A 20,512-nucleotide genomic window follows, 5' to 3' on the forward strand; every position below is an offset into this window, starting at 1 on the left:
TGTGGTTTATGATAAAACCGAAAAGGGTAAACGCTTACCCCGCTATTTGCAACCTAAAAAATCAACATATACAGCCCACGTTAAATAGTGTAAATTTTATTATTAACAGGATGTAGAAAACGATTACCCGCCAATGACAACAATAAAAGATGTAGCCAGAATTGCAGGCGTGTCTATCGCCTCGGTATCTCGTGTAATTAATAATGGCCCTAAAGTAAGTAAGGCAACCATAGAAAAAGTAAATAAAGTAATGCAAGAGCTTGGCTACACGCCCAATGCTAATGCACGTGCTTTAGTAACCCGAAAAAGCATGACCATAGGCGTGGTGATCCCCGAACTTACCGACCCATTTTTTGCATCATTAGCCAGCGGGGTAGATAAAGTAGCCCGCGAAAATAATATGCAATTGTTGTTAAGTACCGCAGGACAAAGTGTAGAATCTGAACGCGCTGCTATCAATTTATTACTTGAACGCCGCTGCCAAACTGTTGTTATGCATAGTAAAATAATTCCTGACTGCGAACTAATCACCTTATGTGAAAAACTCCCTGGCTTAGTGCTTATCAATAGACACATTGAGCAAATAAAACATAAATGTATTTGGTTAGATAACGAAGAAGGTGCAAAAATAGCAGCGCGGCATCTAATGGCGCTCAAACATAAAAACATTGCCTGTATAAGCAGCAAGTATCAAATTGAAGATCCTGCGCTACGCCTTAATGGCTTTTCGGCAGAGCTAAGCATGGCAGGCAGCCCCATTAGCCCTGCGCTGATTAAATACGCGGAGCCTACTCTACAAGGCGGACAAAGCGCTGCGCAAAATCTATTAGCCTCTGGGCAGCCCTTCAGTGCTATTTTTGTTTATAACGATGCTATGGCTATTGGTGCTATTTCAACACTTGAAGATAATGGCTTTAAAGTACCCGGTGATGTGTCGGTGATTGGTTTTGATGATGTACTGATTGCGCGTTATTCAAGGCCAAAACTAACCACTTTAAACTACCCCATTGAAAAAATGGCGCAGCACGCAGCTCAGTTGGCGTTAACTCACTTTAAAAATGAAATAGTTGATAGTGATAATGAGCATAAATATTTACCTCGCTTGGTCAAACGAGAATCAACGAGTATAAAAAGTAGCCCATAAACAAAAAAGTTGATGAGTAATACCCTAAAGTATTACCGCATCAACTTATGCATACATTATAAATAACTTAATCGTAATTAAAACAATGCTTTACTGCGGTACTCTTACCACGCCTTCCATAAGTACCCGTGCACTGCGGCTCATACTGGCTTTAGTTACTTGCCAGTTACCATCCGCATTTGTAGCGTGTGCGCCTACTTTTAAAGTGCCCGATGGATGACCAAAGTTAACTTCACTCAATGCTCCGCCACCAGCAGCTAAATTAACTAACGTACCGTCAATTGCCGCAGCGGTACCAATAGCTACTGCTGCTGTACCCATCATTGCATGGTGTAATTTACCCATAGACATAGCGCGCACTAACAAGTTAATTTCACTGGCGTTAATTTGCTTGCCGCTTGACGCTTTGTAATCTTGTGCTGCACCAACAAATGCCACTTTAGGTGTATGTTGGCGTGCTGCTGCCTCATCAATATTTTGTATGAGTCCCATTTTAACCGCGCCATAGGCACGAATGGTTTCAAGCTTTTCAAGCGCTGCTGCATCTGCGTTTATATCATCTTGCAATTCAGTGCCGGTATAACCAATGTCGCTTGCATTAACAAAAATAGTGGGAATGCCTGCGTTGATCATCGTTGCTTTTAAAGTACCTACTCCTGGCACTTCTAGATCATCTACCACATTGCCAGTTGGAAATAACGCGCCGTCGCCATCTGCAGGGTCAATAAATTCCAGTTTTACTTCAGCTGCTGCAAATGTAACGCCGTCTAGCTCAAAGTCACCGGTTTCTTGTACTTCGCCATTAGTCATAGGTACATGCACTAAAATGCTTTTTTTAATATTAGCTTGCCACACACGTACAACAGCAACGCCATTATCGGGTACACGGCTTTTATCAACTAAGTCATTACTAATAGCAAAAGCACCGACAGCTGCGGTTAAATTACCGCAGTTGCCGCTAAAATCAACAAACGCTTTATCTATTGCCACTTGGCCAAATAAATAGTCAACATCGTGATCGGCTTGCGCACTTTTACTTAAAATAACTGTTTTACTGGTGCTAGATGTAGCACCGCCCATACCATCGGTTTGTTTGCCGTACGGATCTGGGCTGCCAATAACGCGCAGTAATAAGTTATTACGTGCCTCACCTGCCACTTGGGCAGGCTTTGGCAAGTCACTAAGGTTAAAAAACACCCCTTTACTAGTACCGCCACGCATGTATGTGGCAGGTACTTTAATTTGTGGTTTAAACATAATTAACCCTGCCCTTATGCTGTTTTTGTAGCTTCTAAAAAGTCTTGTGCAAAGCGTTGTAATACACCACCTGCAGCATAAATAGACAGCTCTTCTTGTGTATCTATACGACATTTCATTGGTACGTTTAGTACTTCGCCATTTTTACGAGTGATCGACAAGTTAAGTGTGCAACCAGGGGTTGGTTCACCCGTTACATCGTAACTTTCACTGCCATCTAGTTTGAGTGTTTTACGAGTTGTTCCCGCTTTAAACTCTAACGGTAAAACACCCATACCCACTAAGTTAGTACGGTGAATACGCTCAAACCCTTCAGCTGCAATTACTTCAACACCCGCGAGTCTTACGCCTTTTGCCGCCCAATCGCGCGACGAGCCTTGGCCATAATCTGCGCCAGCCACAATAATAAGTGGTTGCTTACGCTGCATGTATGCTTCGATTGCTTCCCACATGCGAGTATTTTTTCCCTCTGGTTCTATGCGCGCGTACGAACCTTGCTTAATTTCGCCGTTTTCATCAAGTACCATTTCATTTAGCAATTTAGGGTTAGCAAACGTAGCGCGCTGCGCTGTTAAATGATCGCCCCTATGGGTTGCGTATGAGTTAAAGTCTTCCTCAGGTACGTTCATTTTTAATAAGTATTCACCCGCGGCACTGCTGGCCATTATCGCATTTGAAGGCGATAAGTGATCGGTTGTAATGTTATCGCCAAGTACTGCCAGTGCACGCATACCTGTCATGGTACGCTCGCCTGCTAATGCACCTTCCCAATAAGGAGGTCGGCGAATATAAGTGCTTTCTGGTCGCCATTCGTATAGCGGGTCGTTATCTTCACCGTAATCTACGGTTAAGTTAAACATGGGCTCGTATACTTTTCTAAATTGCTCTGGCTTAACGCTTTGCTTAACTACTGCGTCAATTTCTTCATCTGACGGCCATAAATCTTTAAGGGTAACGTCGTTACCTTGCTGATCTTTACCTAGTATATCTTTTTCAATATCAAAACGAATCGTACCGGCAATTGCATAAGCAACAACCAAAGGCGGCGATGCTAAAAACGCTTGTTTGGCGTAAGGATGAATACGGCCGTCAAAGTTACGGTTACCCGACAGTACCGCGGTGGCGTATAAGTCGCGATCAATCACTTCTTTTTGAATTACAGGGTCAAGCGCGCCACTCATGCCATTACACGTAGTACAAGCAAAACCAACAATACCAAAACCTAGCTGTTCAAGTTCAGTAAGTAAGTTAGCGTCTTCTAGGTACGATTGCACGGCTTTAGAGCCCGGTGCTAATGAGGTTTTTACCCAAGGTTTACGCGTTAAACCCTTGGCGTTAGCATTACGCGCAAGTAATGCCGCGGCAATCACGTTGCGTGGGTTACTGGTGTTTGTACAGCTGGTAATAGCGGCAATAATACACGCACCATCTGGCATTAAGCCTGCTTCGTTTTCAACTACGCCTGAAATACCTTCTTTAGCTAAATCGCTTGTAGATACACGGCGATGTGGATTTGATGGCCCAGCAATGTTGCGCCCCACACTTGATAAATCAAACTTAAGCACGCGATCGTACTGCGCTGTTTTTAAGCTATCGCTCCACAGGCCTGTGGTTTTAGCGTAGTTTTCTACCAGTGCAATTTGCTCTTCTTCACGACCCGTTAAACGCAAATAATCTATGGTCATATCGTCGATGTAAAACATCGCCGCTGTGGCACCAAATTCAGGCGTCATATTTGAAATAGTTGCACGATCGCCCAGCGTAAGTGCATCGGCACCTTCACCGTAAAATTCTAAGTATGCTGATACCACACGCTGCGCGCGTAAAAATTCAGTAATAGCCAGTACGATATCGGTAGCGGTAATGCCCGGTTGGCGCTTACCTGTTAGCTCAACCCCTACAATGTCTGGCAGGCGCATGTATGAAGCACGCCCTAACATTACGCTTTCTGCTTCAAGGCCACCTACACCCACAGCAATAACACCCAGTGCATCAACGTGTGGAGTATGGCTGTCTGTACCTACTAAGGTATCTGGGAAGGCAATACCATCGCGGTTTTGAATTACCGGCGACATTTTTTCAAGGTTAATTTGATGCATAATGCCGTTACCTGGCGGGATCACATCAATATTTTTAAACGCTGTTTTGGTCCAGTTTATAAAATGGAAACGGTCATCGTTACGTCTGTCTTCTATAGCACGGTTTTTTTCAAATGCATCGGGATCAAACCCTGCATGCTCTACCGACAAAGAGTGATCAACAATTAATTGCGTAGGTACAACTGGGTTTACTTTAGACGGATCGCCACCTTTAGCTGCAATCGCGTCACGCAGTCCAGCTAAGTCAACCAGTGCAGTTTGACCCAAAATATCGTGACACACTACACGCGCCGGATACCAAGGAAAGTCTAAATCTTGTTTGCGTTCAATCAACTGGTTTAGTGCATCGGTAAGCATTGCTGGATCGCAGCGGCGCACTAAGTTTTCGGCAAATACACGTGATGTATAAGGCAGTGTTGCATATGCACCTGGTTTAATTGCATCAACAGCTGCTTGAGCATCAAAATAATCAACGTTTGAATTGGGTAAGGGTTTTCTATATTCAGTATTATTTATTATAGTCATTAAAATATTCGCTAATTTGGTGACGGTGGTTGTGCACTACTAGCTTATTTAAGGAGAGAGTGAAAAGTGATGAGCCTTAAAATAGTGTGCAGCAAATAAAAAAGGTGAGCACTTTACGTGCCCACCAAATAATTTTAACGTGATTCGATAGGTGTGTAGCTACGTGCATCTGGCCCAGTGTAATCAGCACTTGGACGAATAATACGGTTATTTGCACGTTGCTCTTTAACGTGTGCTGTCCAACCTGTTACGCGGCTCATTACAAATATTGGCGTAAATAATTTGGTCGGAATATCCATAAAGTGATACGCCGATGCGTGGAAGAAATCAGCATTACAAAATAACTTTTTCTCGCGCCACATTACTTCTTCACAACGAACAGACACAGGATAAAGTACATCATCACCTACTTCTGCTGCGAGCTTTTCAGACCACTTTTTAATAATTACGTTACGTGGATCTGATTCGCGATAAATAGCGTGGCCAAAGCCCATAATTTTATCTTTACGCTCAAGCATGCCCATAATTTCTTGCTCTGCTTGATCTGCGCTGGTGAAGTTTTCAATCATATCCATTGCCGCTTCGTTAGCACCACCATGTAATGGCCCACGTAACGTACCTATGGCACCGGTTACACATGAATGAATATCAGATAGCGTTGATGCACACACACGACCAGTAAAGGTTGAGGCATTAAATTCATGCTCTGCGTATAAAATTAGTGACACATTCATTACCTGAGCAAATAGCTCAGACGGGGCTTTATCGTGTAATAAGGTTAAAAAATGCGCGCCAACTGAGTCGTCATCTGTTTGCGTTTCAATGCGTACGCCATCATGCGTAAAGCGATACCAGTAACAAATAATACTTGGAAATACTGCAACCATGCGGTCAATTGCATCATTGGCTTCGCTAAAATCATTTTCCATTTCAAGGTTACCCAGCATAGAGCAACCTGTGCGCATCACATCCATTGGGTGTGCGTCTTTTGGAATGTTCTCAAGCACTGTTTTAAGCGCTTGTGGTAAGCCGCGTAAGCTTTTTAGTTTAGCTTTGTATTCTGCAAGCTCACCAGTTGTTGGTAATTCGCCACGAGATAATAAAAACGATACTTCTTCAAACTGCGCTTTTTCAGCAAGCTCGCTAATATCGTAACCACAATAAGTTAAACCTGAACCTGTTTGGCCTACTGTACATAATGCAGTTTGACCTGCTACTTGTCCGCGTAAACCTGCACCCGCTAATACTTTAGTACTCATAATTTATCTCCTTAAATTGTTATTATTATTTAGTTGATGAAAAAAGGTTATCTAGGGTATTTTCATAGGTGTGATAATCTAAAAAATCATACAGCTCAGCACGGGTTTGCATATTTTCAATTTGGCTTTGTTGCGAACCTTCATTTAAAATTGAGCTATATACATTATAGGCTGCTTTGTTCATCGCTCTAAATGCGCTTAATGGGTAAAGCACCATTTCAACGCCTACATCGCCTAACTGCTCTTTAGTATAAATAGGCGTTTGACCAAACTCAGTAATGTTAGCCAATACAGGAACGTTAATCGCTTTTGTAAATGCTTGGTAGTCGGCAAGGTCGTGCACTGCTTCTGCAAAAATGGCGTCTGCACCGGCTTCAACACACGCTGCTGCGCGCTCAATAGCGGCATTTAAACCTTCTTTTTGAAACGCATCGGTACGTGCCATAATGTAAAAGTCACTATCGGTTTTTGCATCTACAGCAGCTTTAATACGGTCAACCATTTCACCTTGGCTAACTATTTCTTTATTTGGGCGGTGGCCACAACGCTTTTGCGCTACTTGGTCTTCAATATGGAAACCGGCAGCGCCTGCTTTAGTCATTTCTTTTACTGTACGGGCAATATTAAACGCACCACCCCAACCTGTATCAGCATCTACTAATAAAGGTAAGTCGCTTGCACCGGTAATACGGCGAATATCTTCAAGCACGTTATCAAGGCTAGTCATACCTAAATCAGGCATACCAAAAGAAGCATTGGCAACACCAGCACCCGATAAGTAAATTGCCTGATGACCCATTTTTTCAGCCATCATTGCTGTGTACGCATTAATAGTACCCACTATTTGTAATGGGTGATTATTGGCAATAGCCTGTTTAAACTTTGATCCTGCTGACATTCGTTTCTCCTAACTTTGAACGGTGGCTGCTCTGGGGCAGTTTTGATATTTTAAATACTAAAACGATTTATTTAACTGGCTTTAGTTTGCGCTGCAAGTAAATCAAATTTAGTTTGAATATTGGCTTGTGAAGCACTTATGTGGCGCTTCATCAACATTTCGGCTAATTCACCATCGTGGTTTTCAATCGCATTAATAATAGCTAAGTGCTCATCAAATGCTTTTGATACCCGCGGACCAACCATACCCATTTGTACGCGGTACATTCTTATTAATTGATAAAGGTCGTGGCATAGCAAATGAATCAAGTGGGCATTTTTACTGCCTTTAATAATGCGGTAATGAAAATCTAAATCACCTGCTTCTTGATAGTACGACTCGCCTTCTTTTACTCGTTGCGTTTTTAAATGCTGATTAAGTAATTGCTTTAAACCTTGGACTTCATCGGCTGCCATATTGTCGGCAGCAAGACGACACGCCAAGCCCTCTAAGGCACTGCGCACTTGATAAACTTCTATCAAGCGATCTGCTGTTAACGATACAACTCGGCAACCTATGTTGGCTTTACGCTCAACTAAATAACAGCTTTCTAAACGATTTAACGCTTCACGCAGCGTTGCACGGCTCACTCCATAACGCTTTGCCAGTTCTGGCTCAGATATTTTACTGCCTTGTGCTATGCTGCCCTCTACTATTTCTCGGCGCATATTTACAAACACTTGATCTGATGCGGTTGTAATAGGTGTTTCATTTAACAGGCTTTGCGTCATAGGTTACTATTAGATTGTCGACAATTTATAAAGCCACTATGAACTCACTACCACTAAGTGTCAACCCTAAAACAGTATGTAAAACTTAAAAAACACACTTATTGTCGACATCATTAGCCTAAAGTATAATAATTATCTGCTCTAAAGTGATAAACCACTGCTAAGTGTCGACACCAATAAAAACTAACTTTTTACCTGTTAAGCACTGAAACACACTTTAAGAAATGTTATTATTTGTCTTTAATATAACGACTGGCCAAACCGTGGACGCAAATACCTTTATCCCCGAGCACTTTATCAATGATGTAAAAACCTATTTACCTGCACACCTAGATATAGACGACTTTATTAATGCTTGCCGGCGGCCACTACGAAAATCTATTCGTGTTAATACCTTAAAAATATCTGTTACTGAGTTTAAGCAATACGCTAAGCAAAAAAATTGGCTACTCACTCCTATTCCATGGTGCGAGGAAGGTTTTTGGTTAGAGCGCCCTGCCGCAGAAGAGCAAAACCTAGCACTTGGCAATACCGATCTTCACCTTAGCGGTGCTATGTATGTTCAAGAAGCAAGCTCTATGCTGCCCCCCATAGCACTAAAACAAAGTATAGAGCACACTAATTACGTTCTTGATATGGCATCTGCACCTGGTTCTAAAACTTCGCAGCTTGCTGCACTAATGAATAACCAAGGGGTGTTGGTTGCAAATGAGCTTTCGTCATCACGCTTAAAAGTACTTAGCGCTACTTTAAAACGCATGGGAGTAGGTAACTGTGCGTTATCGCATTTTGATGGGGTGATTTTTGGTAATTATATGTTTGAGTGCTTTGATAGCATTTTACTCGATGCCCCCTGCTCTGGCGAAGGCACAGTACGAAAAGATGCAGATGCACTAAAAAATTGGTCAATCGACTCTAATATTGAAATTGCCCAAGTACAAAAAGATCTAATTAAAAGTGCATTTTACGCCTTAAAGCCCGGTGGAACCTTAGTGTATTCAACCTGTACGCTTACTCCACTTGAAAACCAACACGTGTGCGACTTTTTACTCAGTGAATTTGGCGACTGTATAATACCCGAGTCTTTAAGTGATCTATTTCCTGGCGCAAGTAAAGCAACTACGCCAGAGGGGTATTTACATGTGTGGCCGCAAACGTTTGACAGTGAAGGCTTTTTTATTGCCAAATTCAAAAAACAAGCAAGTAGTGACAACCCTAATCTAAAAGTCAAAAAAGGTGCTTTTCCGTTTCAGCAATTTGAGAGCAAAAAAAGTGCTGTTTTTATGCAAACACTTAAGCAACAATTTGGTTTAAATACCTTACCGGGCATATTAATGCAGCGCGATAAAGAGCTGTGGTTATTTCCGCAGGAGTTTGAAGCTGTGCAAAACAAAATTAAATACGCCCGTTTAGGCATTCAACTTGGTGCCATTCATAATAATGGCGTGCGTTTAGCCCACGAGTTTGCAACCGCATTTGGTAAGCAGTGTAAAAGTAATGTGTTGCCTTTAACCGACACTCAAGCTAACGACTACTTTCAGGGTAAGGATATTCGCTTAGCTGATGTAAGCCAAAATACAGGAGAAGTTATTTTAACTTTATGTGGCTGCCCTATTGGCTTAGGTAAATGGCAAAAAAATAAAGTTAAAAATTCACTCCCACGCGATCTAGTACAAAGTACGCAGCTAATAACATGGGCACAAAGCAATTGAGCTGCGTTTAATGTAAATATGTGAGCATTAAAACATGCATACATTTGTAATATGATTGGGTTTTTAAAGTACCTAAATTCAGATAATAAATGTGCGGTTTTAATGATTTTAGCTATACTTATATGTACTTTCTTCTTCTCCCTATAATCAAGAAAGCGTCTTCAGTTAACGTAAGGCTCAACTAAGAGCCATTTTATAGCCCAGAGTTTTTATAACTCTGGGCATTTTTATTTGCCACTACCACAATGTTTTTTAAATATATAACTTTTGCGAACAGAATCGAAGTCGCCACCAAATTGTAACGATAAACACAATATGGGTAAGCTATTACTTTGTTTTGCAATATCAAATACTTGATTGAATTTATAGCCATATTTAACTGCTAACTTCAATTCGTTAACATATAAAGCTTTGTATTGTGGAGTTAGCTGCGACCAATGAATCAACGCTATTTGAATAATACCTAAATGTACATCAAGCTTATAAGGTCCTACTTTTTTTGCTTGTTGAATATAATCATAAACCTGCTCTGTGGGCCCATCTTGATAACTCACCACTTGCGCCAATGCTATCCAAGTTTCTGCCCATGTTTGCCTTAATTCAATAGACTTTAAAAGCGCTTGTTCGGCTTGTTTATAAGCATGCTGATGTGTAGGAGCATTAATTACAGTCGGCTGATTTAAAATACTTACTGATAATATTTTTATATACGCATTCAAGTGCCAATAATGAGGATGGCTTGGCTCAAACTTAGCCGCTAAAGTAATAGCTTTTTCGGCCTGCTTTAATTCTGAGCGCTTAATTGGAGAGGACAGCTGTTCCAGCGTATTTCTAGCATTAAAATACCAAGCATTGGCGCGTATGCTTTTTATACTGTAATAGGCAATAAACAAGGTTATAAGCGCTAAAACAATAATAGGGATTAACCTATTTAATTTAAAACTAATCACAAAATAGTGACTCAGTTAAGCGCCAAGGGTTAGTTACAAATAACATATGTGCTTTATCCTCCCCTACTAAATTACTCACAATGTGTTTTGCTTTACTAAGTATTGGCGGCCTACGTTTTACCGAATGCGCATCAGAGGCAACATAATTAACTAAATTACCTTTAAGCATGTCATTGCTAATTTGTTTTGCTTTATCCCCCCACCCCCCTTCAATACTTGAAGCGGTTAATTGAAACTCACAACCTAACTGCTTTAAATGTTCTATATAAAAAGGATTAGCCTGAATATCACGGTTACGTTCAGGGTGAGGTATAATCACTTTAATATTTTGTTTTACTAACCAACCAATAAACTTATCGTAGCCTGGTGGTACATGAGAATGTGGTAGCTCTAACAATAAGTAATTTGCTCCGGCTAAATTCCCAATAAAGGGCAATTTATTTGCCTTTACCAGTGCCATTAACTCTATATCAAGGCGTACTTCTGCCGCTACTGCTAGTTTTATAGTAATTTGAGCCTGTTTTGCATGCTCTTTTAAATCAGCTAAGTCCCTGCGAAGTTGTACCGCGGAGTTATCAAATCGCCCTATATGAATATGCGGAGTAATCACCATATGTGTTATTCCATCACTTTGCGCTAGCTTTAATAATGCTAAAGATTCATTTAAATTTTTAGCACCATCGTCAATACCGGGTAAAATATGCGAATGAATATCAATCATAATTTAGCCATTAGGTTGAGGTTTTTCTGGCGGTTGTGAGTAATCATAATAATCATAGTATCCGTAGCTATGCTCATCTTTAGTTTTGCTCATATCTACTTGGTTAAGTATAACGCCTGCCACATGTGCTTTTACCTCAAACAAACGCTCTAACCCAGCTTTAATCGGTTTTACCCTGGTTACGTCTGCTCTCACTACATACACTACCGAATCAACACTTTGTGCAATTACTAATGCGTCACTAACCGCTTGTGTTGGGGGAGTGTCAATAATGATGTGATCGTACTTGGTTTTTAAAACCTTTAATAACTCATCAAACCGGGCGCTAGAGAGTAACTCTAACGGATTTGATGGTATTTGCCCACTTGGCATAATAGCAACACCAGAGCGCTCATCTAAATGAACGCACTCAGAAAACTGCTCTGTACCTGTAATTAAATTACTTAAGCCCGGGTGAAATACAGGTATATCAAACCGTTTTGCTAAGCTGGGTTTACGTAAATCAGCATCAATCAGTAAAACGCTCCCCATTTGCGCAAGCGATAAGGCTAAGTTAGCTGATGTGGTGGTTTTCCCTTCACCTGGGACGCTTGATGTAACTGCTATTATTTGATGATTTCGGTCTAACTGAGTAAGCAATAAGCTTGTTCTAAATGTACGCACAGATTCTGCAAAGCGACGGTATTTATCCTCTAAATATGCGTATATCGGAAACGGATTCTTTCTCGATATTTTAACTTTGGGTAATAAACCTAGCATGCGTTGCGCTAGTTTACTTTCAACGTCATTTTTTGTTTTTACCGTATCGTTTAATGCATCAAATATAAAGCTCATCACTACTGCAAAGACAAAGCTAGCTATAAATGTAATTATTACAATAAGCTTTTTATTGGGCTTACTGGGATATTTAGGTGTGTATGCTCTATCGGTAAAGCGAGCTGCTGCTGAGGTGAAGTCGCTGGTTACTTCGGTTTCTTTAGAGCGAGATAAAAATGTATTAAATATATTTCGGTTAGTTTCAACTTCACGTTTTAACTGATTATACTGCGTTTCTTTGCGTGTAATATATTGATAATCATCTCGGATTTTTTTTAGATCAGCTTCTAATGTATTAACGGTTCGAGTTGTTCTGTTTAACTCTTTTTCGATACCTGTAACTAGGCCTTTAATTTGCTTATTTAAATTAGCTTTTACAGTTGCAAGTTCAGCTTTAGCAGAAATCATTTTTGGGTGCTTATTGCCATATACTTCGCCCAAGTCACTCACTTTTCGCTCAACAAGTACTAACTCGCGCTTTACATCTTGTACTACTTTATGTGATGTTATTTCCGGCATACTACCTAAAAATTCTATATTATTATTTCCGTACTCCTTGATTACTCTGTTTATACTCTTTAAATTATTTCTTGCGGCTCGAGCATCAACTAACTGCTGAGACATTTGCTCTAGCTCTTGTGTCACTAGCCCCGCAATACCTTCTATATCAACTAATTGCTGCGCCTCTCGGTACGCCTGCAGTCGAACCTCTGAATCATCTAATTGGATCCGTAACTGTGACAAGCGTGTGTTTAACCAGCTTGTTGCCTGTTGCGTTATCCCCATTTTGGCGCGCATTTGGCTGTCTATGTATACCTCACCTACCGTATTTGCTACTAAGGCTGCAAGTTTAGAATCACTCGACTCAAAACTCACCCTAACTAATTGCGTTTTACGAATTGGTGAAACTATTAATGCTTTATTAAATATACTAAGCAAATCTTGCATTTGTTGCTCAACTTGATCTTCATACGAGAGCGCAGCAACTTCTTTTTTATTTAAAAAAGGCAGCAACTCTTTAATTTGTATATTAACTTCATTAAATATTGAAGGTTTTGGAATAAAGTCAGTGTGTGACTGCAGATCTAGTTTCGTAATAACTTCACGTGCAATACTGTCTGATTTTATTACCTCAAATTGAGTTAAATAATATTCTTTTTGGTTTGAGTCTAAACCATATATTTCTTCAAAACTAACCGCTTTAGCCTGCTCAGCTTCAATTAATAACGTTGCACTTGCTTTATATTTAGGTATTAAAGTTAACGTAATCATTATCGCTAATAATGTAATAACTATCGCAAAGCTCAAAATTCGCCACTTTGCTTGCTTAATAACATTAAAGTTAATGCCCAACTCAATTACATCATCATTATTATTTAATTTTTCTGATTTTTGATTCATTCATCACTGCCTTTAACGGCTTAAAACAAGCGCTGTTCTATTTTAATGGTGTCGCCCGCTGCAATTTGACTGTTTAAACTGCCTCTAATTTGTTGCTCTTTGGTTTGTTCTTTAAAAATATATATTTTATCTATCGATGCTCGCTCTGTTAATCCACCGCCAAGTGCAATCGCTTGATTTACTGTCATTGCCGGCTGATAAGGGTATGCACCTGGGTTATTTACCTCACCATGAATATAAAAAGGTCGATATTGTGTAACTTGCGCATACACATTGGGGTTAACTAAATAGTCAGGCTGTAGCCCTCTTATTATTATTTGTTCAACCTGTGATGTATTTAGGCCAGCAAGCTTAACTTTTCCCAAAAAAGGGTAATTAACTTTGCCACTGTTACCTAATAACGCCGTCACATCTAAATCTGGTTGGCCAAAAACTTTTATTTCAATTTTGTCACCTGGCCCTAGAGTATAGTTTTGCGCATTTTGGCCAAAACTATTAAAACTTAATAAAAAAGCCAGGCAAACAAGCATCCAAAATTTCATCGATTAGCCTTTAAAACAAAGGTAAAATTAATCCCGACAATGACACGATCATATTCAATCGTATTTTGATTAGAGTTTTTATCTATAAAATCAACGTAACTAGATACCATCCCAAAGTTACTAACCAAATAGTTTAAACCTAGTCGAGCCGCTGTTGTTTTATCTTGTCTGCCAACATCCCCAGTGTATTGCTCATCTGCATAATTTAAACTTGCCAACGAACTAAAGTAATTACTCCAATTGTGATCCCAGGTAATGTTATAAACACTCTCTTTAATATAATCACCTGCTACTAAGGGATCTTTAGCTGAGCGGCTAGTTAAAAATTGTAACGATGAATAAGTAAGTGGTTGCCAAAGTACTGCGGCTTCCCAGCTTAAACCGGTAAAATCTTCACGTAGGTCAGAAAAAAAATCTTTGTCTTGATAACCGACTTTGAAGGTACCGGATGTTACCGCCGTTGCCTCCCACTCTATTCCCAGTAATATTTTTCTGTCATCTGAATCTCGTGAAATACCATTGGCTTGCAAAACATCATAGCGGTACTTTTCTTGTGTTAGCTCCAAAAAAGTGCGCGTTGCTGCAAGCGTATTGTAGTAACCGGTTATTCCCACTAAAGTTTTATCATAATCGCGATATTGAGATACAGGTCTAAAATTTTGGTATTTTTTATTGAAAAAACCAGCAATAAGCGCAACTTGAGCTTTAGAGCTTTTTGCGCCATATTCATAACGCGTTGTTACATTTTGCTGTTGGTACTTAACTAATTCATTAACAATATCCCCCAAACCTTCGGTTAAACCACTACCTCTGGGTTCATATAACCAATCTGCATCACCTTTAATATCGAGTCTATGCTGTTGGGTAAACTCTTTATGAACGCTCGCTGCTGTGGTCACTTGAGTGAAGTTATCTGTGGTATCTTTATTATGAAAGGACGTTATTGTTCCAACATTAAGCTTATAATTGTCTGGGCCATCTTCAATTACAGCCGAAATGTTAGGTGATATATTCCATATTAACCGCGACTCCTCATTAGTTGGTGTTCTAAAAAAGTTATTATTAGTACTCACTCCTGTTTGTAGTGTAGGCGTTATTTCGGCACCATCTTTTGTAATAATACTACCTGGTTTTAGGTTAGCCGTTGCATAAGGACTGCCCCCAATACAAACAACGAGTAGGCAAGGGGCAATTGTATTAGTAGGCATTTTCATTCTTAAATCCTTTAAATATTGTTATGATTATTATTTTTATATCAAATAGTAATGACCAGTTCTTAATATAGTGTAGGTCATACTCTACACGTTTCGCCATTTTTATTAACGTATCTGTTTCACCACGCCAGCCGTTAACTTGCGCCCACCCTGTAATGCCTGGTTTGGCTTTGTGCCTAAACATATAAAACTCTACTTTTTTTCTATACTCTTCGTTGTGCGCAACCGCATGAGGTCTTGGGCCAACAATGGACATGTCACCTTCAAGTACATTTAAAAACTGAGGAAGTTCATCAAGACTCGTACGTCGCAAAAATCGGCCTAACTTTGTTATCCTCACATCATTTTTTGTAGCTTGAGTTACCACTTTGCTGTTTTCTGTGACTGTCATTGAACGGAATTTCCAAACTTTTATTTTTCGTCCATCAAGTCCGTAACGATCTTGCTTAAATATTACAGGACCAGCTGATGTTAATTTCACTGCCGCGGCAATAACTAATAGTAATGGCGAAATCAAAAACAATATAATCATTGAAAACACAATATCCTCTGTACGCTTAATAAACTCATGAGCACCAATGCACGGTGACTCAAACACACTCAATGTATCAACTTCGCCAACATGTTCAATACGCGCATGTATAAGATTAGAAAGCAAAAAGTCAGGTATTATATGCACATCAACTGTGGTATCACCCAGCTGCAATAAAATGTCTGCAATACGTTTTTCTGCTTTCATGGGAAGAGCAATATATAACACATCAACTCTGCCCTCTCTTGCTAAATCCACAGCTTTTTGTATGTTGCCTGCAACATCATGAGAGGCTAATTTACTAAATAAACGCTCTGGGTTTCTATCATCAAAAAACCCTAAAAACTTAAAGCCTAACTCATCATTCTTCTCAATTTCATCATATAGGTAAGCAGCGGTTTCTGTAGCACCAATGATGGCTACATTGCGTAAATATGAACCAAATTTACGACGATTTCGCTTATACAAGTACACAGCTAAGCGCCATAAATATAAATAAAGCATGCTTAATAAAAACCACAAGCTAATGCCAATCCGAGATAAGGATTCTGAAAACTTAAAAATAAATGATATAAAAAACAAACAAGCGAATGAAACTAATAAAGCGCCCCAAACACACAACATCATTACTCTAAACTTCCCTGCTCGCCACGATCTATAAGTAGAAAATATTTCAGCGCAATATAAGTAAATTAATGCAACACTTAGCACTGATACCATATAAAAAGAGCTTAGATTAAAGTTATAAAATAAGGCGGAGCATTGAAAAGCAAAAAATAATGCAAAAATATCGAAGAGTCTATAAAAGCAGGCATCTGACGAACCTGATAACTTAAATGTCCTTGAAGAGCTCATAACTATTAATTCCTATTAATTGGTCTCAGGTAAGAAGAAGCATCACTAGACTATGGAATTAATACTAAATTAACATCTCAAATTGCACAATTAACATACAGGCGTATTTACTAATATACAAAAGGTTAAAGCTATTTTATTAAACATATTTCTTAAAATATAAATTTATCTAAACTACAACTCCTCATCTAAACAACAGCCCTTTTTTATGTAATCATGCTTAGATATTTAAATAAACAATGCATGAATCCATCTGATTAATATTATGAGTAGGGTATACATAACTTACTCTCTCAGTAAAAACTATGCCGATGAATAAAGCTAATAGCATAATATTACAATAAATTTTGCACATTTTTGGCTCTGTTCTTGATGTGTAATTTGCCCTACAGCTATTTTTAATTATCATCTACTTAGTTTTAGCAACTACATTCATTTACTAACAACATAATAGCAACCTATTACCTTGGGGCTTAATTACTGTTTACTTGAAGGTTTTAATAGTTTTATTTATAGCCAATAAAATAAACAACTTAAAAAAACAAACACAAAATAAACAAACATAAAACAAAAACAAACATAAAAGATCGCTTTATACAGCCTGCTTATCAGTGTTTAGGTTTAAACTGCGACTATATAAAAACTACTATCAACCAAACCCTGTGAAATAGTACATTTTTACCCTAGTGTAATTCTTTAGAAAAATAATAGGCTGTACAAAAAGTAAGAGAGCAGACCGCTAACTGGTTTAGATAATAATTAATAACACAACCGAAAACACGTTATAAGTGTTTGCTTCTAAGTTTTAAATAAGCATAGTGCGTCTATTATTTGGTGGGTTTAAGGTAGCCTGGGGGAATGTTATACTACACACGGTGGCAATGACTAACCAGTAAGGCTTACACAAACGTTTGGCGTTAGTTAATAAACAAAAAACGCTAAGTACTGAAGAGCTTAAGCGCAAACAATATCAAGCCTAAATACGGTGAATACTGAAAACTTAGCTTTTATATTTTGAGTTGATGGGAGCCCTACACACTTGCAAATTAACAATAATATAAGCTAGGCTCTATTTATCTAAAGAACAAGGTAAGTCTTTGTAAATAAAGTTAATATAATTTTTTAATCTGATTTTTTATGCCACGAGGTATAAACGAAGCCAACCGTTCTTTTAAGCTTGTAACTGCTTCATGCTTTAGATTATAAAAGCCGTTGTTAATTATTTGGTTACTAGCTGCACAAAAAACTGGTTTTTTAGTGATATGATTAATTTCAATACTTTGCTTATAGTCGCTTTCAATAAAAAGCTCTGCACTACTTTTTTGATAAAATAAAGCTTTATGCTTTGCATGACTAATTTGCTTTTGTCCTCCTTCTTTACCAGGTAAATCTTGCATAATTAAATACTCGTATTCTACTTTATACTTTTTTAACCATATCTCAGTCTGTTCTCGATACTTTTCTGACCGGCTGGTAACAAGCGCATAAACTTTTCTAGAGGGTATAAATAATGGCTGTGCATTTAAAATAAACTCAATGTACTTTTCGGCATCATTAGTTTGCTCTTCAGTAGGGTCAATACACAAAACACCATCTATATCTAAACAAGCAGTCGTTAAAATTGGATGATGAAAAATGTTCCATTCAAACACCCTTGGTGATGGTAGGTACTCTAGAAAAAAATCAACATCATTTCTTTGTTTTAGCGATGAGTAAATTGCACATGTCGTAATTTTACTGTGTAAATATGTGGGAATTAAAGCCATATCAGCTTTAATCGAGTCACCTTTTGCAATACTGTCATCCACTAATAATATTTTTTGTGCGTTTTGTGGGTATTTTAAATATTGATTTTTACTTTTTCGTGTACTTCCTGTTTTGAGCTCTGAATTATTAATTAAAGAAATCAAATCCGTACAATGAATATTCAAATACAATGCCAGCATATTAGCTGGTGTTAAACCACTTCTTGGAAGGCCTACAATTAAATCAAAGTTTAAACTCTGTATTTTAGGCAAGTGTTCTTTTATATCCTGACTTAAATGACAATAACTTTTATAATTCATTAGAATCACCCTCCCTTAAAAACATTTTACCTAACATACTAAAATTATTATTAATTACATTGCTTTTATTAAGGTTAGTACAATTTATCGCAATAATGTAGATCTCACGTCAAAAATAGCCATCAAATTGTTATTATATCTTTGATTTAAGCGTTAGCTTCACGCTAATAGAAATTAACTTTTACCACTCCCTTTAATTACAAAACTCTTTTAGTACTGGAGCGATATACATTTAAAAAAAACAATGGGATCCCGACAACATAACGAGAAAATAACCTTTTAGGCTCTAGAGCAAATCTGTATAGCCACTCAAAACCAAGCTTTCTAAATATCGTCGGTGCGCGCTTTACCCTACCCGCTTGAAAATCCAATATTGCACCACCACATATTATTATCATTTTATTTTTGCTCTGTAGTTTTAGTTGTGTAGCTATCAGCTCTTGCTTAGGCATACCCATAGCAAGAACGACTACGTTAAGACTCTCAGTTTGATACTGTAAATTGTGCTCAAGATAACAGTCGACATCTTTAAACCCATTTAAACTATAATATTGGGAGGTGTTAAAAAGCGAGGTTGCACCTATATCTAACCAAGGTTGCTGAGTACCGTACGCAAAAAGGGTCATTTCCTTGTTAGATAAATATAATTGCGAGATTAATCGCGGAATAAAGTCTGTACCATTTAAGTTAGATTGAGGGTCAATATTGTTGTACAAGCACGCTAATTCAACCCCTTTACCGTCTCTGAATAAATAATCTAAATCGAAAAAGTTAGCTTTTATAGCATCACTACTACTTATTAAGTTATATGCATACTGATTTAAAAAACCGATCGAAATTGCTTTATCCGTATTTGTGATACGCTCTAAAATACTGGCTAAAGATACCTCATTGACTAAAGTTAATGACTTTAAGATAGGGTCCATCGCTTTAAGCTCCTATTTTATTACTTTAAAGTCAGCAAACTTTATTTTTCTTTGTGAATAATAAAAAATACCAACCATAAGCTTTCGCAAATAGTGATAGTAAAGAGCAGTACTTTTTAGTTTGTGGTTATTTAATACCGCGAAAGAGCCTTGAAAATACTTATATCTAAATTCTGGTAATGGATCACGATGGCCAATAGCTGCAGAGTTCATAAAAAATATAACCTTACTAATAAGTGAAGCTTTTATTGCAAAGTCCAAATCTTCACCTCCATTATTTTTAGCGCCGACGCCAAAGTTTTCATCAAACAGCCCTACTTCATTAAATACTTTAGATGCATAAAATGTAGTGTTAGATGATGCGTATCGTATTAAGTTTGACGAATTATGTTCATTAGAAGTAAAGGGGCTAATACTTGGTGCTGATGAAAATTGAGTATAAAACAATTCAAATCGACTGAGTGCTTGTAGTTCATTAAAGCTATTCCAAAACCCTTCTGGGTACCAACAGTCATCGTCTGGGCAGGACACGAAATCAAAATTATTCAATGAATACCGACTGTTCACTTCTTTAATAAGCTTATTTCTGGCCTTTGATAACGACACAATATGACTTTGACTAATTGTGATTAGCGTATAGTTACTAGCTAGCCCAAGTAAACACTCTTCACTGTAGCCATCTGCACTTTGTAATAGTACATAGTGTACAAATTGAATGTTTCTTACACTATTTATCGATAATATTAGTCTTTTTAAGTCTTTGATATTTTCGTCATTACATATACATGTTGTTAGTAATAAAATTTTCATTACAATCCCTATAAG

Annotated in this window: 16 protein-coding genes; 2 read left to right on the forward strand and 14 right to left on the reverse strand. The window is 38.3% G+C overall.

The genetic code is table 11. The annotated features are described in order from the left end of the window. The first annotated feature begins 133 nt into the window (after window positions 1-133). Window positions 134-1,144: a LacI family DNA-binding transcriptional regulator gene (locus J5X91_RS00895; protein ID WP_208833880.1), complete on the forward strand. Its 1,011-nt coding sequence runs from the start codon at window positions 134-136 to the stop codon at window positions 1,142-1,144. A 90-nt stretch (window positions 1,145-1,234) separates the two neighbouring features. Here the strand turns inward: J5X91_RS00895 and prpF are convergent, their stop codons facing one another. The 5 genes from prpF to J5X91_RS00920 all read right to left on the reverse strand — a co-directional run bounded on the left by prpF (window position 1,235) and on the right by J5X91_RS00920 (window position 7,952). Continuing rightward, on the reverse strand, window positions 1,235-2,401 hold the full coding sequence (prpF, locus tag J5X91_RS00900; protein ID WP_208833881.1) for a 2-methylaconitate cis-trans isomerase PrpF: 1,167 nt from the start codon (window positions 2,399-2,401) through the stop codon (window positions 1,235-1,237). A gap of 14 nt (window positions 2,402-2,415) precedes the next feature. Then, a complete protein-coding gene (gene acnD, locus J5X91_RS00905; RefSeq protein WP_089368425.1) occupies window positions 2,416-5,025 on the reverse strand; it encodes a Fe/S-dependent 2-methylisocitrate dehydratase AcnD in 2,610 nt (869 codons plus the stop codon). 134 nt (window positions 5,026-5,159) lie between these two features. Beyond that, window positions 5,160-6,284 carry a 2-methylcitrate synthase gene (prpC, locus tag J5X91_RS00910; RefSeq protein ID WP_086994992.1) on the reverse strand — a complete coding sequence of 375 codons (1,125 nt, stop codon included), beginning with the start codon at window positions 6,282-6,284 and terminating at the stop codon, window positions 5,160-5,162. Window positions 6,285-6,309: 25 nt separating this feature from the next. Continuing rightward, window positions 6,310-7,182, reverse strand: a complete 873-nt coding sequence (gene prpB / locus J5X91_RS00915) for a methylisocitrate lyase (protein ID WP_011328451.1) — start codon at window positions 7,180-7,182, stop codon at window positions 6,310-6,312. A gap of 71 nt (window positions 7,183-7,253) precedes the next feature. Next, window positions 7,254-7,952, reverse strand: a complete 699-nt coding sequence (locus tag J5X91_RS00920; RefSeq protein WP_011328452.1) for a GntR family transcriptional regulator — start codon at window positions 7,950-7,952, stop codon at window positions 7,254-7,256. Window positions 7,953-8,215: 263 nt separating this feature from the next. On the opposite strand from J5X91_RS00920, the gene rsmF reads away from it, so the two are divergent. Continuing rightward, window positions 8,216-9,664, forward strand: a complete 1,449-nt coding sequence (rsmF, locus tag J5X91_RS00925) for a 16S rRNA (cytosine(1407)-C(5))-methyltransferase RsmF (RefSeq protein WP_208833882.1) — start codon at window positions 8,216-8,218, stop codon at window positions 9,662-9,664. Window positions 9,665-9,891: 227 nt separating this feature from the next. On the opposite strand, the gene J5X91_RS00930 is transcribed toward rsmF, so the two are convergent. The 9 genes from J5X91_RS00930 to J5X91_RS00970 form a co-directional block, all read right to left on the reverse strand. Continuing rightward, window positions 9,892-10,614: a VpsP family polysaccharide biosynthesis protein gene (locus J5X91_RS00930; RefSeq protein WP_086994989.1), complete on the reverse strand. Its 723-nt coding sequence runs from the start codon at window positions 10,612-10,614 to the stop codon at window positions 9,892-9,894. Further along, window positions 10,607-11,335: a CpsB/CapC family capsule biosynthesis tyrosine phosphatase gene (locus J5X91_RS00935; protein WP_089368427.1), complete on the reverse strand. Its 729-nt coding sequence runs from the start codon at window positions 11,333-11,335 to the stop codon at window positions 10,607-10,609. Before J5X91_RS00935 ends, J5X91_RS00930 begins: the two co-directional genes overlap by 8 nt. 3 nt (window positions 11,336-11,338) lie before the next feature. Continuing rightward, window positions 11,339-13,552, reverse strand: a complete 2,214-nt coding sequence (locus J5X91_RS00940; RefSeq protein WP_208833883.1) for a polysaccharide biosynthesis tyrosine autokinase — start codon at window positions 13,550-13,552, stop codon at window positions 11,339-11,341. Between the two features lie 20 nt (window positions 13,553-13,572). Beyond that, window positions 13,573-14,094: a polysaccharide biosynthesis/export family protein gene (locus J5X91_RS00945; protein WP_089368429.1), complete on the reverse strand. Its 522-nt coding sequence runs from the start codon at window positions 14,092-14,094 to the stop codon at window positions 13,573-13,575. Beyond that, the gene (locus J5X91_RS00950; RefSeq protein ID WP_011328458.1) at window positions 14,091-15,308 is read right to left on the reverse strand and encodes an outer membrane beta-barrel protein; all 1,218 of its coding nucleotides are present in this window, start codon (window positions 15,306-15,308) and stop codon (window positions 14,091-14,093) included. Before J5X91_RS00950 ends, J5X91_RS00945 begins: the two co-directional genes overlap by 4 nt. After that, on the reverse strand, window positions 15,292-16,695 hold the full coding sequence (locus J5X91_RS00955; RefSeq protein ID WP_089368431.1) for an undecaprenyl-phosphate glucose phosphotransferase: 1,404 nt from the start codon (window positions 16,693-16,695) through the stop codon (window positions 15,292-15,294). The genes J5X91_RS00950 and J5X91_RS00955 overlap by 17 nt, the downstream gene beginning before the upstream one ends. A 1,109-nt stretch (window positions 16,696-17,804) precedes the next feature. Further along, window positions 17,805-18,761 carry a phosphoribosyltransferase family protein gene (locus J5X91_RS00960; protein WP_011328461.1) on the reverse strand — a complete coding sequence of 319 codons (957 nt, stop codon included), beginning with the start codon at window positions 18,759-18,761 and terminating at the stop codon, window positions 17,805-17,807. Window positions 18,762-18,958: 197 nt separating this feature from the next. Next, a complete protein-coding gene (locus tag J5X91_RS00965) occupies window positions 18,959-19,687 on the reverse strand; it encodes a WecB/TagA/CpsF family glycosyltransferase (protein ID WP_089368434.1) in 729 nt (242 codons plus the stop codon). A 12-nt stretch (window positions 19,688-19,699) separates the two neighbouring features. After that, window positions 19,700-20,497, reverse strand: a complete 798-nt coding sequence (locus tag J5X91_RS00970) for a hypothetical protein (protein WP_182683396.1) — start codon at window positions 20,495-20,497, stop codon at window positions 19,700-19,702. Window positions 20,498-20,512 lie beyond the last annotated feature (15 nt).

This window comes from Pseudoalteromonas sp. K222D, assembly GCF_017653575.1.
GTDB classification, from domain to species: Bacteria; Pseudomonadota; Gammaproteobacteria; order Enterobacterales; family Alteromonadaceae; genus Pseudoalteromonas; species Pseudoalteromonas nigrifaciens.

Excerpts from the sequence above, each read along its gene's own strand:
- J5X91_RS00950 (WP_011328458.1), bottom strand. The coding sequence starts at position 15,308 with ATGAAAATGCCTACTAATACAATTGCCCCTTGCCTACTCGTTGTTTGT.
- acnD (WP_089368425.1), bottom strand. The coding sequence starts at position 5,025 with ATGACTATAATAAATAATACTGAATATAGAAAACCCTTACCCAATTCA.
- J5X91_RS00895 (WP_208833880.1), top strand. The coding sequence starts at position 134 with ATGACAACAATAAAAGATGTAGCCAGAATTGCAGGCGTGTCTATCGCC.
- prpB (WP_011328451.1), bottom strand. The coding sequence starts at position 7,182 with ATGTCAGCAGGATCAAAGTTTAAACAGGCTATTGCCAATAATCACCCA.
- J5X91_RS00955 (WP_089368431.1), bottom strand. The coding sequence starts at position 16,695 with ATGAGCTCTTCAAGGACATTTAAGTTATCAGGTTCGTCAGATGCCTGC.
- J5X91_RS00970 (WP_182683396.1), bottom strand. The coding sequence starts at position 20,497 with ATGAAAATTTTATTACTAACAACATGTATATGTAATGACGAAAATATC.
- prpF (WP_208833881.1), bottom strand. The coding sequence starts at position 2,401 with ATGTTTAAACCACAAATTAAAGTACCTGCCACATACATGCGTGGCGGT.
- J5X91_RS00940 (WP_208833883.1), bottom strand. The coding sequence starts at position 13,552 with ATGAATCAAAAATCAGAAAAATTAAATAATAATGATGATGTAATTGAG.
- J5X91_RS00935 (WP_089368427.1), bottom strand. The coding sequence starts at position 11,335 with ATGATTGATATTCATTCGCATATTTTACCCGGTATTGACGATGGTGCT.
- J5X91_RS00920 (WP_011328452.1), bottom strand. The coding sequence starts at position 7,952 with ATGACGCAAAGCCTGTTAAATGAAACACCTATTACAACCGCATCAGAT.
- J5X91_RS00945 (WP_089368429.1), bottom strand. The coding sequence starts at position 14,094 with ATGAAATTTTGGATGCTTGTTTGCCTGGCTTTTTTATTAAGTTTTAAT.
- prpC (WP_086994992.1), bottom strand. The coding sequence starts at position 6,284 with ATGAGTACTAAAGTATTAGCGGGTGCAGGTTTACGCGGACAAGTAGCA.
- J5X91_RS00965 (WP_089368434.1), bottom strand. The coding sequence starts at position 19,687 with ATGGACCCTATCTTAAAGTCATTAACTTTAGTCAATGAGGTATCTTTA.
- J5X91_RS00960 (WP_011328461.1), bottom strand. The coding sequence starts at position 18,761 with ATGAATTATAAAAGTTATTGTCATTTAAGTCAGGATATAAAAGAACAC.